General features: G+C 32.6%; 18 protein-coding genes. 1 reads left to right on the forward strand and 17 read right to left on the reverse strand.

All coding sequences use genetic code 11. From position 1 onward, the window contains the following. Window positions 1-2 precede the first annotated feature (2 nt). From L3049_RS18460 to L3049_RS18530, 15 genes are all read right to left on the reverse strand, one after another. A complete protein-coding gene (locus L3049_RS18460) occupies window positions 3-611 on the reverse strand; it encodes an RDD family protein (protein WP_275111304.1) in 609 nt (202 codons plus the stop codon). Window positions 612-675: 64 nt separating this feature from the next. Further along, window positions 676-1,161: a hypothetical protein gene (locus tag L3049_RS18465; protein WP_275111305.1), complete on the reverse strand. Its 486-nt coding sequence runs from the start codon at window positions 1,159-1,161 to the stop codon at window positions 676-678. A gap of 110 nt (window positions 1,162-1,271) precedes the next feature. Then, a complete protein-coding gene (locus L3049_RS18470) occupies window positions 1,272-1,994 on the reverse strand; it encodes a hypothetical protein (protein ID WP_275111306.1) in 723 nt (240 codons plus the stop codon). Window positions 1,995-2,079: 85 nt separating this feature from the next. Continuing rightward, complete coding sequence (locus L3049_RS18475; RefSeq protein ID WP_275111307.1) at window positions 2,080-2,406, reverse strand: hypothetical protein; 327 nt, start codon at window positions 2,404-2,406, stop codon at window positions 2,080-2,082. Continuing rightward, a complete protein-coding gene (locus L3049_RS18480) occupies window positions 2,396-2,725 on the reverse strand; it encodes a hypothetical protein (protein WP_275111308.1) in 330 nt (109 codons plus the stop codon). The genes L3049_RS18475 and L3049_RS18480 overlap by 11 nt, the downstream gene beginning before the upstream one ends. Window positions 2,726-2,814: 89 nt before the next feature. Then, window positions 2,815-3,414 (reverse strand): hypothetical protein, encoded by a 600-nt coding sequence (locus L3049_RS18485; RefSeq protein WP_275111309.1) that lies wholly within the window; start codon window positions 3,412-3,414, stop codon window positions 2,815-2,817. 76 nt (window positions 3,415-3,490) lie between these two features. Next, window positions 3,491-4,210 (reverse strand): ABC transporter ATP-binding protein, encoded by a 720-nt coding sequence (locus tag L3049_RS18490; RefSeq protein WP_275111310.1) that lies wholly within the window; start codon window positions 4,208-4,210, stop codon window positions 3,491-3,493. A gap of 20 nt (window positions 4,211-4,230) precedes the next feature. After that, window positions 4,231-5,703, reverse strand: a complete 1,473-nt coding sequence (locus L3049_RS18495; protein WP_275111311.1) for a DUF5687 family protein — start codon at window positions 5,701-5,703, stop codon at window positions 4,231-4,233. 49 nt (window positions 5,704-5,752) lie between these two features. Next, window positions 5,753-6,391 carry a hypothetical protein gene (locus L3049_RS18500; RefSeq protein ID WP_275111312.1) on the reverse strand — a complete coding sequence of 213 codons (639 nt, stop codon included), beginning with the start codon at window positions 6,389-6,391 and terminating at the stop codon, window positions 5,753-5,755. Window positions 6,392-6,540: 149 nt separating this feature from the next. Then, window positions 6,541-7,779 (reverse strand): porin family protein, encoded by a 1,239-nt coding sequence (locus tag L3049_RS18505; RefSeq protein ID WP_275111313.1) that lies wholly within the window; start codon window positions 7,777-7,779, stop codon window positions 6,541-6,543. Window positions 7,780-8,004: 225 nt separating this feature from the next. Further along, window positions 8,005-8,664 (reverse strand): hypothetical protein, encoded by a 660-nt coding sequence (locus L3049_RS18510; RefSeq protein WP_275111314.1) that lies wholly within the window; start codon window positions 8,662-8,664, stop codon window positions 8,005-8,007. Window positions 8,665-8,905: 241 nt separating this feature from the next. Next, the gene (locus tag L3049_RS18515) at window positions 8,906-9,094 is read right to left on the reverse strand and encodes a hypothetical protein (protein ID WP_275111315.1); all 189 of its coding nucleotides are present in this window, start codon (window positions 9,092-9,094) and stop codon (window positions 8,906-8,908) included. Between the two features lie 69 nt (window positions 9,095-9,163). Continuing rightward, window positions 9,164-9,289 carry a hypothetical protein gene (locus L3049_RS18520; RefSeq protein ID WP_275111316.1) on the reverse strand — a complete coding sequence of 42 codons (126 nt, stop codon included), beginning with the start codon at window positions 9,287-9,289 and terminating at the stop codon, window positions 9,164-9,166. A gap of 170 nt (window positions 9,290-9,459) precedes the next feature. Continuing rightward, on the reverse strand, window positions 9,460-9,792 hold the full coding sequence (locus L3049_RS18525; protein ID WP_275111317.1) for a hypothetical protein: 333 nt from the start codon (window positions 9,790-9,792) through the stop codon (window positions 9,460-9,462). After that, window positions 9,746-11,884 (reverse strand): hypothetical protein, encoded by a 2,139-nt coding sequence (locus L3049_RS18530; protein ID WP_275111318.1) that lies wholly within the window; start codon window positions 11,882-11,884, stop codon window positions 9,746-9,748. The genes L3049_RS18525 and L3049_RS18530 overlap by 47 nt, the downstream gene beginning before the upstream one ends. 999 nt (window positions 11,885-12,883) lie before the next feature. Here L3049_RS18530 and L3049_RS18535 point away from each other — a divergent pair. Then, complete coding sequence (locus L3049_RS18535) at window positions 12,884-13,624, forward strand: DUF6261 family protein (RefSeq protein WP_275111319.1); 741 nt, start codon at window positions 12,884-12,886, stop codon at window positions 13,622-13,624. 112 nt (window positions 13,625-13,736) lie between these two features. Here L3049_RS18535 and L3049_RS18540 read toward each other — a convergent pair whose 3' ends face one another. Then, window positions 13,737-14,342, reverse strand: coding sequence for a M23 family metallopeptidase (locus tag L3049_RS18540; RefSeq protein ID WP_275111320.1), 606 nt, complete (start codon window positions 14,340-14,342; stop codon window positions 13,737-13,739). Window positions 14,343-14,395: 53 nt separating this feature from the next. Beyond that, window positions 14,396-15,034, reverse strand: coding sequence for a hypothetical protein (locus L3049_RS18545; protein ID WP_275111321.1), 639 nt, complete (start codon window positions 15,032-15,034; stop codon window positions 14,396-14,398). Between the last annotated feature and the right edge of the window lie 109 nt (window positions 15,035-15,143).

The following is a 15,143-nucleotide window of genomic DNA, read 5'->3' on the forward strand; positions in this document are numbered from 1 at the left end:
TTTTAGATGGTTCCAATAAAAGATATAGAAGTCAAGCCAAGAGTTATTAATAATGAAATCAGGATCACTTTTGAAGAAAGCTGATCGATTGAATTAAGGTCATTAACCAGAGAGTCAATCTCACGTGTTTCTGTCTCAATAACTTCGGTCTTAGCAATAAAATCTCCGATTCTACGCTTCGGATTTATTAAAGCCATTAATACCTCTAAAGGCCAAAGCATCATTGTTACGTTTCGCAGCATGCATTGCAATTGCGATGCTTTCTGTTTTGTTTGACTGTCAACTATTTTAAAGCCAAAAGTTCTTTTTCCTGCACTCATTCCACATGCAATGTCTTTGTTTAGAATTATAAATAGAATTGCCATCCATATAATTGGGAATACTAATAGATTCAGAATGGAATAATTTAATTCTAATTTGATGAATGTTTGTGTAGTAAATAGTGCAATCATGCTAATCAGGATGAATGGCATAGCAACAGCTAAACAAAACCATAAATCAGCAATCATCGATCTTAATCTAAAATTGAAGATGGTCATTGGGAAGCTATCTGCTTGTTTCAGATAACTTTTTGTAAATAAGTTTACAAAGAGGATTTTCGGTAATTTCATTAAAAAGGTTTTTTCTTTTTGCAGTTAGGGGTAAGTTTTATGTAATGGCAGTGATGGGGCTAATTTAGCCTTCCGTAGTCACTGCCAATCTATTCCAGTCCTTTTTTATTTTCTCTAACCTAAATAGAAAAGGAAAAAGAAGAAGAAGTTCGAGTCGGAAGCTAACGTGAAAGCCAGGATTGCCATCTATAAATGGATAAATTAGGGTAACAAATACACATATGCCTATTCCAAATAATGCATCGGCATAGCCTAGAAAAATAGCCCAGTCTTTTTCGGTCCATAAGCCAAATGCAGTTACTCCTTTAAAGAAAAAGATGCCTGTTAATAGAAAGGCCAGATAAGAAGTTGGATCGTTAGTTTCAAGACCATAAAGATCTAATTGGAGCTGAAATCCAAACAAGCCAAGAATAAGGCAAATAGGAGCTAGAACGCCAAATACTAAAAATATCCACACAAATGTTTTAATCCACCAAGGAAGTAAATTTCTTCTTCTTTCCTGAATTGGTATCGGTTCTGTCTCTGTAATTTCAATTTGCTGATTTTCCATTTGGTTTATTTACTTGGGTAAGATTTTAGGAATACTATTTTCGCTGTACGTTTTTTTCGATTAGCCACACGATAGAATCGTGCGGGAGCGGGTCGGGAGTGGGGTGATATTTAATATTTATAGTGTCTTGAAAGTAATATTTCTATAGTAGGAAAAATTAAACCAATCAAAAATATGATAATCATTGATTTGTATACTTTATAGAAAAATGAATCGATTACCATTGTTAATATTTCTACTAATTCTCCATTTTCAAATAAATCATGAAAGCTTGTTTTATAAATAGCTTTTCCTGTTTTTTTATTAATCCCAACTAAGCTTGTTGCCTCTTTTATAACTCTTGATTCTAGTACTTTACTTAAATATGAAAATTCTATTTTCTTCTTAATTTTGTATAGAAATTTCCTCCCAAATCCTTTTGTTGATTGATTATCAATTGAATCCGAATAAACAGTTTTGTTTAGGTAGTTGGCTACCGTTTGTTGTACTGAAAGTTCTCCTTGCAAAACACTATCGGAAATCGCTGAGTTTAAAAAATCAAAAGCAAAATCTGTAACAGCTACTTTATTGTCTTCAATGACCTTATTTATCTGAGTGTGAGAATTCCTTATTGGCGCTAACTTTACGGCGAAAATTATAAAGTAAATAGGAATGAATATATAGTAAAGTTTAACCAAGATTCTTGATATTTTCTTCTGTCTTTTAAACAATCCCAATCGCGATGAAGAAATCAGAACGATTATACTAAGAACCAGAAAGAGTAAAATCCATTTAATAAAAGCTCCTATGTAAGATAAATAGTTAATTTCTGCTAAGATATCTATGTAATCCATTTAGCGTTTTTTGTGATAATTTTAGATTGCGAATATAATTTAACCCCTGCTAGCCAAACGATACAATTGTGCGGCAGTGGGGGAGTTATGCATGCTTAATTTCCTTATTCACCGTTAATAAAAACATCGTAACGCCAATCAATGAGAACAATACCGTCATTACTACAATTAAACTGTTTTTTATTTCCATTGTTTTTAAATCTTTTGAGACTAAAACCGCAGCAATAATATTTACAATCAGTTGAATGATCCATGCCGAAGAAGAGAGAATTTGAATTAGTTCAGAATCGCCTAAAGCAAATTTAGGAAGCACATGTTGTATGGCTATTGAGATTAGATATGTTAATGCATATCCTATAAAAATTAGAATAGCATATTTGTTAATTAAGGCTTTGTATTGGCTATTTGTCATTGCTATTGATTTGACTGTGGATGATGAATAGAAAAAATAGGACTCCTGCGAGGTGTGAAATTACTGTGAGCAGAACAATTGGGATTCCTTTGATCTTATTTATCGTTAAGTCTTTTAAAATGACCAAGGCTAAAACGATATTTATCAAGAAAGGAATTGCAGAAAGAATAGTGTTTGTTATACTGCTTAGTTTTTCAAATTCTACGCCCATATCTAATAGGATGATTTGTAGTTGGCTCAATACAAGCATTTGTAACAAGCTTTGAAATGCAATTAAAACAATTAAGAGTATTGAATATTTTTTAATGTATTTGTTCATGTTTTATGCTTGGCTGTGTGATGTTGATCATTATAAACCTTCGCTACCACACGATACAATCGTGCGGCAGCGAGCGTCGTTTTTTTTTTCTAGTTCAGTCTATTTATATGACCTACAAACTCAACTAGTTCGTCTTCTTTATCCCAATTGGTTTTTATTTCCCCGATATTTTCAATTGCAAATCCAGTAACAATAGCATCACTAATCTCATCACCTTTTTTCCTGTCTGTTAATGTAGAGATTAGTGCAATAGGTGTTCTAAAAAGGCCAAATGGAATTCCCCACCAACCAAGGAGAGCGGTTGAAATCATTGCATTTTTTCTTTTCTTGTCAGCACAAGATTTGCAAGTAATAACGGGCGTTTTTTTGTAGGACGTTATAACAATAAAACTTTTTACTGTTCTTATCACAGTACCTATTAATGGTGTGTTGCTTTGACCACATTGTGGACAATGCAAATTAATTATCTTATTTTTTAATTCACTTAGCTCTTCTTCTGTAATTACTTTTGTTTGTGCCTCAATTCCTGTTATTAAAGCTGGATCTAAGCCTCGCTTGTTTATTTCATCAATTAGAATTGGGATAACGCCAGGTTCTAAGCCACCTGCTTCATTTTTTGCAAGATCTTCAATTCTATAATCGTCAAATTCGATATAGTTCTGTTTAATCTGGTTTAAGTCAATTGTCATATTGTTAAGATTTTATCTGTCAGTTTTTCCACTAGTCACACGATACCATCGTGTAGGAGCGGTGTGCATTTTTTCTTTAGCTCTCCACCTCAACAGAAGTAGCAGGATTAAAATACCCTTCCAATTCACCTAGCGTATTACTAGAAGCTAAGAGGTCTTTAACTACTTGGCCTTTTTCTAAAACTACAATGCGCTGGCTTACTTCGGCAATGTGGTTTAAGTCATGGCTAGAGATTAGCATCGTTAGGTTGTTCTTTTTGTGTAATTCGTTTAGTATGGTCTTAAGTCGTATCTGAGAGGAAGGATCTAAGTTGGCAAAGGGCTCATCTAAGATTAAGACTTCAGGTTGGCTAATAATAGCGCCAAAGATGCCAATCTTCTTCTGATTGCCTTTCGAGAAATCGCGAATGTATTTGTTCTTGTTCAGAATTTCATCGCCAAAGAAATCGCTAAAATCATTATAATAGACTTTTAATTCTTCTTTGGTAACGCCGTTTATATCAGCAATAAACTTGAAGTATTCTTCGGGTTTTAAAAAGTCAATTAAAAAGCCTTCGTCTAAAAACGAGCCAGTGTATTTTTTCCATTGACTGTCTTTGTTTACAGCAATGTCCTTACTCAATACTTGGCCACGGTCTGCTTCAATCAAATCTAAAATAAGTCTGAATAGAGTGGTTTTTCCAGCGCCATTGTTTCCAACCAAACCAAACGATTGGCCTTGTGGAATCTCTAATTGCTCGATATCTAAAACTTTAACTGCGTTATATGATTTGCCTAAATTATCTATATTAATCATGATGTTATTTTCTTTTGTTATTACTTATTTCTAAAACCTTCCGACATGGTGTGTCGCTTACTAATAAAACGTTGGGTAATCAGATCCAGCATCTTTTCTCGGAACAATAAACCTAAAATACCCAGGCCGCCGATAAGAGCAAAGCCAGCATTTGTTTGATCCATTAAACTAAATGGTAGATAGATTAATATTGGAAGAACCAACAGAGGAATCATTAAAACAAAATGTCTTCCGCTTACACCTTGGTAATTGAATGCCGAACCTTTAGATAGATCCATGTGTTTGTTGTTGTTCGTTGCAAAGTAGAGTAACAATAGGCTATTAACGCCAATGTTAAACAAAAAGCAAACACTATTAATGATCAGAATCTCTATGCCAAAAAAGACGTAGAATGTAGATAAAAGGAAAATAATGGTGCTGGTTGATAGCATCAGGAAGTATTTGGCTTTTATGTAATCCTTATACGTGTTGTTTGCGGTTAGCATTAAATCGAAATGCCCCGATTCCCAAGCAAAGAAGTACAAGCCAAAACTCATCATAAAGCCTCCTGATATAAATAGTCCTATGAAAATTAGAAAACCATTCATTTCAAGATAAGTAGGGTTGGAGTAGAAGAACAAGCCATACAATAAGAATAGAGGTGTCATAAATAGCATGGTTCTGGTTCGCTTATTTCGAACACACATTTTTAGTTCGAGCAAGGCAAAGGTTCCAATTTTTCCGAAACGGTCTAAATAGTTAAGGTTTTCGAGGCTGCTCCTTTGATTAGAATCGCCCTTACCAAAGTCTTCTAAAGAAAAGTGTTTGTATAACAATAGGAAATTGAGGTAGTATGCTATAGCAAATAGTAAAATTCCTGCCAATAGCCACAGAGGATTCTGTATTACTTGCATAAATAGATCCGAAGAAATGGCTTGAAAATTAACGACATTAAACTGATCTAATAAAAGAAAACTTGCGAAAGAAGCTAAGAAGATGTAAAATACATATTCGTGCTTTATCTGTACTCGTTTAATGTAAATGGATAAATAATTAACAAATAAATCGCCAATAATTACACAAGAAAATATCATCCAAAAGGTATAAGCATCTAAGTGTTTGTGCAAGCCAAAAGTTATGGCTAATGCAAAACTAAGTGGGAGCACATTAAGGCTGTTAAACAAAGGCTTGGTAAGGATGAAGTTAACGAGCTTACTTTTCTTAATGGGTAAATTAAGATAGGGTGTTACCATAAAGGTTGGCAGCTTCTGTAACATGTATCGGCTCATAAGAATGGCCAAAAAGAAATACAATCCATAGCGCGTTAAATCGGCAATTGGGTTTTGTGAATTTTCGGCAAGTGTAGAGCCGAGGTAAAAGCCTCCTCCAAGCAACTCTAGGAACAAAATAAAAAAGATAAATCCCATTAGGATTTTAATCCCAACACTTTTGGAGGCCGCCGCCGATCGAGTAGCAGCTTTCCATTGATGGGACAGTAATGTGAAATTTTTCATAAATGTATAGTTAAGGTTTTTTTTCTATTTGATTTTTATTGCGTAGCGATTATTTATTGATCTCTATTTTTTCTGAATCAATAATTTTATCCATAATATAGGGCATAACAATTGAAATCACTCCAATTAATAGCATATAGCTTCTTATTTTTGGCGGAAAATGTAGATCGCTATTAACAAATTCTATCAATAGAATAAGTGCGAATGTTCCAAAGCCAACGGTTGCTCCAAGATCAGAATAACGGGTAAAATTCTTTTTCTTATTAGTTTTATACCAGTCAATAAAATTATCATTAGTTGGGTGTTTTTCTAATAATTTTGCAAATTCAATATTAGATTCTTTATACCTTTTTAGTCTACCTAAACATAAACCTCGCTGAAATATGCATGCTTCAACATAAAGCTTGTATAATTTTGAATGAGTTCTTATTTTTTCTAAATAGTTTTCGATTCCTTCTAGTTCTGTCAATGCTTCTGTGTAAAAACCTTCATTACTTAAAGGACTGATATAGTGAGATATTTTAATTTCGAGAACAAATTCAATATCTTCTCGCCTTCCATTTTGTAAAAGGTCATTAAAGAAAATCTTGTTCTTTTTATATTCTTCTATGTATTCAAAATCTTTTCTCTTAGAGTTAAAGAATGTCCTTATTTTGCTCCTACTTGTCATAGATTTGTATTTATGCAACTGCTACACAACTTCCTTATATGTGCTTCAATACACCAATTTTAATTTGATTACTGGTCCGATTCGTCGGGATTAATTAAATTATCCCAAATGCTTTAGGGATCAAGCCAAGCGCCACCGCCCATGAAATTTAGCTTTGTTACAAGTCGTTATTTTCCAATCTGAGTCCCTATATTAATTGAAAATGTATTTGTTTGTATGCTTTGTAATAGTCCAAATCCTCTTTTATATCTAAAATCTAAAAATAATTCTTTGTCTTTAAGATAAATACTTTTTAAGCCTGCCCCAATATTTATCCCATAATCAAACTTTGAAAAAGGATTATCATGTATCTGTTCTGTGAAATATGTATCTCCCCAAGAGTAAATTACTTCAAGATTACGAGAGTAATCTGACTTAAAGAAGTAATTGATAAATCCCCCAATTTGAAATGTTGGTCTAAATTTACCTTTTGGAAATTCGTACTTTAAAATACCCAAATTGTTAAATGAATTTTGAGTTAAGGCAATATCATCTATATAGTTCATTTCATAGACTGGCTCAATATATGAAGTGGTAGTTTTTAGGCTAATACGAGAGTATGTGCCTTCATATTGAAAATATAAATTTTCATTTACAAAGGGTATATTTACTTTGTAATAAAAACCAATGGAAGGGGAGATTTCAAAGCCAAATTGGCTATTCTTCATGAAATAAAGTTCATCTGAGAATTCGCCTGTTGGGATTATTGATTGCCCACTTAACCCAATTGTAAATCCAAATGAACTTTTTATTTTAGGGGATTTCTTTTGATAAATAATGCATTCTTCATCTGAGCAAATCTCGTTGTGATATTCATTTGCAATGTTTATTAGTGATTTATGGCTTAAATTTACGGTTCCAATTTTTTTTAAAATCGCAGGGCTTTCTCTAAAAGTATATGCTAATACACCTATATACTCCTTTTTCTGTTTTTGGTATTTAATATCGCCTTTTATTATTTCTTTTTCTTCATTTTTAAGTTCATGCAGGTTACCACTCTCATCATCTACGAAATAATGACCTCCATTAATGTCGCGATAATAGTAAATATCAACAATTCCGTCAATTAAATATTCTAGGAAAAATTTTTCCCTCCCTTTATTTGTGACAATAGGTTTTGATTCATAATATTTGCTATCAATGAATTTATAGGCTTTTATGTCTTCTGGAGTGTAAATTTGAGTCTTATCATAAGAATTAGTTTTGCAAATGCATTTCTTATGGCTGCTAACAAGTCCATTGTAATCAATTAATAGATTGATTGTATCATTATTATTGTTGATTATATAACCTTCTCTAAAGTCAGATTGGGCTTTTGATTCAAGAATACTGAAAATAATAAATGTTACTATAAAAAGATATTTCATTATGGATTTTTTATGCTGCATAAGGGTTGTACTAAGTTACATTGGCGATTAAAACTGTTGTCTTATCAAATCCTCTGCTATCATATGATTGTATTAAATTTATAATTACCACTCATCTTACAATTCTAATTTATCCTAGCTAATTTGTTTATCCAACCTGTTTTTTTCGACTAGCCACACGATATAATCGTGCGGGAGCGGGGGCATTAAAAAAGGATCACTCCTTTATTTTTTTTCTGTCAGATTTTGAATTTTATTATTGATAAAACTCAATATTCTTTCTCCACTTTTCATAAAGCTAATTATCTCAGGTTTAGAAATATTTGTTTCCATATTATGAATAATGATATTTCTAATTTTCCAGAATCTTCTAAAGGTTAACACAAAATCATTTTCGAAATATTTTTCGGCAACAAATTTATCGACAATTCTATAGGGAGGGATTTTTAAATTGGAATCATCAAGGAAGACATTTCCATATAAAAGATTCAATTTATTTTCTATATCATTAGACAATTTTATAACGTCTTCGATTGAGTTTCCGAATTTGATATTATTATTATTATTATTATTATTATCTGGAACTCTGAAACGAACTTCATTTTTATTAAAAGACTGTTTGTTGGTTAATAAATCTGCAATAGGTGGAATTTTCTTATTTACTGTTCTTAATTTATAGGTGTCATCATTTAGTTTTTTCAATTCTTTGTTAAGCTTTATTTTGACTCCAAAGGCACTCAATTCCGACAATTGAGAAATGTCGCTAATGGAAATAATAATAATAGATATAAATACAAATAATCCAATAGATGAAATATCAATTTCAACACCTAGCGCTCTTAAGGTAATTATTACTAATCCGAGTATAAAAATAAGATACTTCATATTGTTAAGTTAATTGTTGTCAATCATCTATTCAGGTAGTTGTGAGTTTAAATCCACTGTAATAAAGGGTTACCGCACGATTCCATCGTGTGGGATTGCAGTAAAAAGGATTACTTAATTCTGGTAATATTTATAATTGCCACTCATTTTAGTATTCTAATTTATCCTAGTTAATTTGTTTATCCAACCTGTTTTTTTCGGCTAGCCACACGATACAATCGTGCGGGAGCGGTGAGGGTAATCAGGTTTTATTCTTTCTAATTAATTGAATTCCAAAACTTGGAAAAGCAACAGCCATAAAAACTAAAAGACCTAATAAATAATGATGGTCAATTTCACATGAAAAGATGCCTTTTGCTAACAATAGTAACATTGATATGATCCCCAATACAATAAGTAAAATGCCTAATGGTTTATAAATTTTTTTCATAGTTAAATCGTTTAGTTTCTTCAAAAAATAGATGATAGTTTGCCTCCCCACCTTTGTATTCTGTTGTCTCTATTTAGTTCGTTTTTTATTGAAACGTTTTACAACAAAAAAAATAATAACAGGAATTGAAATTGCTAACAAAGCACCAAGTACAACCATTGTTCTGTTCGAGAAAATAATTTCTAATAATGTCATGTCTTTAAATTTTAAGTTAATCTTTTGCTCTTCTATTTGTATTTAATTGCCATCTAAATCGTTTCTTCTAGCCACACGATACAATCGTGCGGGAGCAGGGGTAACTTAAGAGAGCAGACCTTCGAACTTAAACTGATTCGGCTATTATTTTTATGCATTGTTGGGCACAGTTATTCTTCTGTTTCTAATAATTCATAATCTTCTAATTCAGAATAAACACTAGACAATTCCGTATTTAACTGTCTAATATATTCCTGACTGATATGAAAGTATAAATCTTGTTTTTCATCCTCTAACTCGAAGTTAAACTCCTCTTTCTTTAACTTCTGAATCAATTGATTAAACACGTTTTTAACTGCATTAGGATTGTCTTCTGTCAGAATAATTTCAAGGTTGCTCTCCCTGAAGTTTAAGACAAGTGAAGTTTTCTCTGCAGACCTTACAATAGTAGCTTTTTTAGTTTCCATAAATTTTACCTCTTTCTCCGAAGGCTTCTTTTCCACCTTCTAATGTTTTCATACTTATTTCTTTCCAGTCTAAATCATCTTTTGTATCATTTTTACAAACTAAATTATTTGAAAAAGGATTTCCAGAAAATGTATAGTAGCCATTAATATCATGCTCTCTGTACACAGAATTATATGGAAGTGTCCGAACTGCAATATTTGCATCGTGTGTTGCAATAATAATTCGACGCCCCATTAGAGCTTTTTCTTTAAGCATCGGAACAATTACATCGCTTATGTAATCATTACCTAAACTCTTTTCTGGCTCATCAATAATGTATATTTCTTTATCTTCTAATAATTCATTATGCAAAAGAACCATTGAAGATTCTCCACTTGAAGGAGTGTATGAATTATTGTCAACCGTAAAATGCCTATTGAATTGAAGTAAATCACTTATGTTTTTAATTGTTTCTGAACTTTCAATTTCTTTTAACTCTGTGATTTTCTCAAAAAGAGAATTGGAATATAAATGTCGGAATATTGATGTAAGTTTAGCAGCAACGTATTTCTGAGGATTCTTTGTTACATTTTTAACAGGAGTATAGGAACCATCTACGAAACTTCCATTTTGAATCACCAAGTTAGTTTTACAATAGAGTTTTCCTTTTTCTCCTAAATCCCCTACGTATTCACTTTGAAACGGTATTGGTTTGGAAATATTTTGTAATACTTTCTTTAAATCTCTCTCTATTTTAATTCTGTTACTCGCATATTCGGCAAATCCTGTATTAATAGGTTTCTGAGGTTGTCCTGTCTTTTTAGATATTTCTTCTACAAATACTTCTATGAATTGATTGAATAAAGTAATACTGCGATAATCAATAATTCTTTTTTCAGATTCCTTTTTTAATTTATCCAATATCTTGTCCAATACTGAAGTTAATTCCTCTAGTAATTCTTGACCTATAGTTTCTTTTAAAAGTTGGTCAGATTCTATTTGAGTAATAAAATCACTAACCTTTGTTAAGCTAGAAACGATTTCATTAAAGTTTCTTTCTGATGAAGATTCGTCTAAAGGAGTAAAATCTTTTATTTTAAGCTTTCTAGAAATCCTATTTGTTTGTTCATCTGAAAAATAACGCACGTATGAACTAACACTCGTGATGTTCTTTTCGTTTGAATTCCAAATCGATTCAATTTCTTCCGTACAATCATCAATGTCAAAATCTTCAACATCAGTATTAAAATGATGTCCTTTTAAGTCAAATATTTCTTTTAAGTTAAGAGTATTTGATTCGTAAACTGTGTTGCTAATTCCTTTATCGTTATAGTACCTAGATAATGCTTTTAGGATTTCAGTTTTTCCTGTACCTTTTGACCCAAAAATTATATTTATATCGTTGTAGATATCGATATCAATTAACTCAGCTGCATTAAAAGGGTTTAATTGAATAGATTCTTTAGTTTTTTTATTTAAAAGAGTATCTATCGTTGCTATATCTTTCTCTAGTAATAAACAAAATTGCTCGAAACTTTCAACAGGTAACCTAAGGTCTGGCAATGTTTTAGAGATTTCTTCATATTCATCCCAGTTCTGGATGTCAGAACCATAAATGGAACTATGACCATGACTTATATAAATACCTGTTGAAATTGAATTTGTTGCTTCTTTTAAAACTCTTTTAGGATTTTTTACTGAGCTCGAAATTTTGTCTATATCTGAGTCTAAAAGATTTGGAGTCTTTGCGTGGTAATGGGCAATATATATCGGTTCTAAGTTGTCAAAATATTTAACGGTATTTTCAATTGAAATGTTAAAATCATCTGCTGTTGTATCCTTTAACAAATCGACTAGAATGTCGTTCAATTCTTGCGATTTTTCAGGACTCACAATTACTATTAAATGACCTCTTCGACCTTCCTCTATAATATCTAACTCTACACCAGGCCATATTTGACAAATATCATTTACCTTTTCCGATATTTGTTGGTATTGCTCAATATCAAAGTGATTATGGTTAGTAATTGCTAGTATCCTAACTTCTGTCTCCCTTATAATTTCATTAAACCTTTCAGCATTAATATTCCTGTTCTCTGAGTCTCCTCTTTTTGTTTTTTTTGTATGAACGTGGATATCAATTTTCATCTATTTGGTTTTATATGGTATTAGGTTCTTTTTCTTAATTGTGCCTAACGTGTTAGTATGTGCACTGTTATTGCATATATATTTAATATCTCGTGATTAAAAGTGCACAATACACATAATATGCGTTAGTATTGCACAGCTTTTTAAGAATAGCCTCCCAAATTTATCAAAATAGAGCGAAAGTAAAGTGTATTCATAATAAAAATTTAACACTATAGGTAAAAACTTTCATCACTGGTTATTTGTGTATTGTTTAGAATGTAATTGTGTGAACATATCATTAGAATAAAAACGGCTATGAGCTATTTGAAAAGTATGAACGAGAGAGTAGGCATGAGGCGCAGGTCTGTTCGAGTGAAGTTCATAGCTGAATGGGGGCAGAACGCATGTGGGGAGTGGAAATCAGGTCTGATTTTGGAGCATTACAAGCATGCAAACTGCAAAACAAGGGTTGACTTTGCCTAAAACAGGCATGCGCTAGGTACACTCATGCTTGTATTTGTGTTTAACAGGTGTGCGGATGGGTCATTGAAGCTTAGTTGTCTTGAAATCAGTTGTGTTTTTAGATATGTAAGCGCTTGTTTTGTGAAAAAACACTTGTGGGATGGTCCGTTTACGTGTGAGTGATGGGTGCGCAGACCTGTTTTTCTACTTTACCACGGTGTTTGTGCTGCCTTCGCATTTGTTTTTGTTATCACCGAAAGGGAAAAGAGCGAGTTGAAGTGCGTTTTATTGATCAGTAATAAGAGAAATGGAGTGCGAAGCTTTGTTTTTGTTATGGTGCAAGCTGCAATGGGTTAAAATAATCTTGTTTTACATCACGCAAAAAGAAAAACCAATGAAGATATACATAAAAAATGAATAAAAGAATTGTCAAATGTGTCAAGTTGTTGTTTTAAAATAAATCATAAAAAGTTAAATAGAAGTTATTATTGTTTGATAGAGATTTTTTAACTTAGGTATGATAATGTTAAACAAGTAATTTGAAAATTAAGAAGTATGACAGAAAAAATCTATCATTACTGTACTACCAACGAGGTGAGTACCATTGTAACCAACCTTCTGATTGCCTTCGACAAGGAGGATTGGAGTAGCGATGCGGCATTAACCAGTTTACTGAATATCCTGCGAAAGGAAAACGAGGTGTTGACCAAAGGTTTGAAACTGGTTAAGGGGAGTGTGAGCTCGAAAGATTTGCAAGAAATGGATGAGTTTGCCGATAAGAGTTTTGTGTGTGTAAAGCAATTTTTATGGGCCAATACCTACGAGTTGGATGATAAAAAAGCTGAAGATGCTCGTGAGGTATGGAATGTGTTCGACAAGCACGATTTAAACATGCACCGCAAGAGTTACGAATATCAAATGGCCATGTCGAAGGCCCTAATTGAGAATTTAGCTGAGCCAGAGCTGAAGCGTAAAATGGGAAGCTTAACGGGTGTTGAAAATCGCTTTAACAAATTTGTTAGTGCTAGTGAAGCGCTTCGACTTAGCTTTTTAGAGGCGCAAAAGAATGCGGCAGAGGTAGAGAAGGTTGTTGCGCCATCGGTTCAGAAACGCATGGTGCGTAAAATTGTAAACGAACAATTGCTAACGTATTTAGATGGGGTGGTTATTGCATTGCCCGAGAAATATGCTCCTATTTTGGAGATTTGCGCAGAACATATCGAGGGGGCAAATACCAAAGCTCGTTCTCGTAAAACGCGAAATAAAAATGAGTTTGTTGAGCTGGAAACGGAATAAATCGTTCGCCATCGAATAAAAGAAAGGATAGCTGGGAGGCTATCCTTTTTTGTGTCTTGTAATGGCTATAAATGGTAAATTGGGCTAAGGTTTTGAGGTCTTTGTGCGTAAATTATTTGAGGTGTTGCTCCAAAAAATCAAGAGGATCGTAAAAATACTTTTCCAAGTCCTCTTTTGTGTAGCACACTAAAGTATAAGACGCATATAATCGCTCAGGCTTCGAACGATCTGGCTTTATTTTAAGGGGTTGTGCTTTTAAAATTTCAAAATGAAAATGATCGAATTGCCATCCGTACCTGTTGAGTTCAGTTTTATTCATGAATCGGGCAATTGGTGTTTTTGGATTTACATCGTCGTATAGGTTCACCGATATTCCTGCAATGTGCTCATAAACAGTCCAGAATTTCTGCTCGTTGCCATGTTCAATAATCAGCTGTGCATAGGGTCCATCTCTACGCTTGCTGATGACAACTCCTTCGAAGATTGGAAATATTGGTTCCGATTGGTAATTATTTGTTGGTCGTTTAATATCTATTCCAGTATGAAGATGTGCAGGAACTTTGGGTCTTTCCTTCCTGACTAACCCAAATTCGCCAATTTTAGACAGTTCCATTAGGCTAATCGAATTTCGATCGGAGGTATTAACCGGTAGACTATATTCCAATCCATAATCAGAGAAAATGAGCAATATAAATACTAAGAATCCTGTTTTAATCATTTGTGAAGGGGGTGTTTTCTATGATGGTTTAATTTGTTGTTGGGGATGTGAGCTTAGTGCTTTTGGATTTTCATCAATTCCATATTCAGAACTACATGATTTAATAAAGTAGTTCCTCCAATAAAATTTAGATAACCATTCTTGCTTATGCTCGAAATTGATCTCAAATCAAATTGTGTATTAAAAATAACCTGAGGTTTTGGAAATAGGTCTATAATGGTCATTAATCCTGGTTCGCTAGCATAGGAATATCCAAAGATTACCAATTGCTTTCCCGTCTTATTTTCAATTAATAAGGCAATTTCAGATTTGTCTAAGTTTACTGATTTTATGGTTTCCGGTAGGTCGTAATTTCCAATACATTTCATCCAACCGTCAAGATTATTTAATCTGAATGTCTCATTATTTTTAGAATCTACTATTTGTATATTTAAAAAGTCTCCCGGATCATTCCATCCTGTCATTGTATTAAAAATTATTTTACAAGAGTCTAAGTTTTCGCGAACATTAATTTCACCAATCTTTTTAACGCCGTTATTTACTAATAAACTATCAAGATATTTTACAGAATGAAATTCTTTAATCAAGTCAGGATTTAAAATTGGATCTACTGTTTTGTCGAATTTATTTTTTTCTGAATTGCACGACATGAATGCTGAGCTTAGTATAATAAAAGCGAAAAGTAATTTCATGGTTTATATATTTTGTATAATGATCTTCTTCATTTTTCTTTTAGAATTACACACTATAAGTCTTACCAAATATCTAGATTCATGATAACTATTAGGAGCTTTTTAACGA

Source organism: Labilibaculum sp. DW002, from assembly GCF_029029525.1.
Lineage (GTDB): Bacteria > Bacteroidota > Bacteroidia > Bacteroidales > Marinifilaceae > Paralabilibaculum > Paralabilibaculum antarcticum.

Coding starts and splice junctions, on each gene's coding strand:
- L3049_RS18545 (WP_275111321.1), bottom strand. CDS start 15,034: ATGAAATTACTTTTCGCTTTTATTATACTAAGCTCAGCATTCATGTCG.
- L3049_RS18470 (WP_275111306.1), bottom strand. CDS start 1,994: ATGGATTACATAGATATCTTAGCAGAAATTAACTATTTATCTTACATA.
- L3049_RS18535 (WP_275111319.1), top strand. CDS start 12,884: ATGACAGAAAAAATCTATCATTACTGTACTACCAACGAGGTGAGTACC.
- L3049_RS18465 (WP_275111305.1), bottom strand. CDS start 1,161: ATGGAAAATCAGCAAATTGAAATTACAGAGACAGAACCGATACCAATT.
- L3049_RS18485 (WP_275111309.1), bottom strand. CDS start 3,414: ATGACAATTGACTTAAACCAGATTAAACAGAACTATATCGAATTTGAC.
- L3049_RS18515 (WP_275111315.1), bottom strand. CDS start 9,094: ATGAAAAAAATTTATAAACCATTAGGCATTTTACTTATTGTATTGGGG.
- L3049_RS18460 (WP_275111304.1), bottom strand. CDS start 611: ATGAAATTACCGAAAATCCTCTTTGTAAACTTATTTACAAAAAGTTAT.
- L3049_RS18530 (WP_275111318.1), bottom strand. CDS start 11,884: ATGAAAATTGATATCCACGTTCATACAAAAAAAACAAAAAGAGGAGAC.
- L3049_RS18495 (WP_275111311.1), bottom strand. CDS start 5,703: ATGAAAAATTTCACATTACTGTCCCATCAATGGAAAGCTGCTACTCGA.
- L3049_RS18490 (WP_275111310.1), bottom strand. CDS start 4,210: ATGATTAATATAGATAATTTAGGCAAATCATATAACGCAGTTAAAGTT.
- L3049_RS18480 (WP_275111308.1), bottom strand. CDS start 2,725: ATGAACAAATACATTAAAAAATATTCAATACTCTTAATTGTTTTAATT.
- L3049_RS18510 (WP_275111314.1), bottom strand. CDS start 8,664: ATGAAGTATCTTATTTTTATACTCGGATTAGTAATAATTACCTTAAGA.
- L3049_RS18475 (WP_275111307.1), bottom strand. CDS start 2,406: ATGACAAATAGCCAATACAAAGCCTTAATTAACAAATATGCTATTCTA.
- L3049_RS18505 (WP_275111313.1), bottom strand. CDS start 7,779: ATGAAATATCTTTTTATAGTAACATTTATTATTTTCAGTATTCTTGAA.
- L3049_RS18520 (WP_275111316.1), bottom strand. CDS start 9,289: ATGACATTATTAGAAATTATTTTCTCGAACAGAACAATGGTTGTACTT.
- L3049_RS18540 (WP_275111320.1), bottom strand. CDS start 14,342: ATGATTAAAACAGGATTCTTAGTATTTATATTGCTCATTTTCTCTGAT.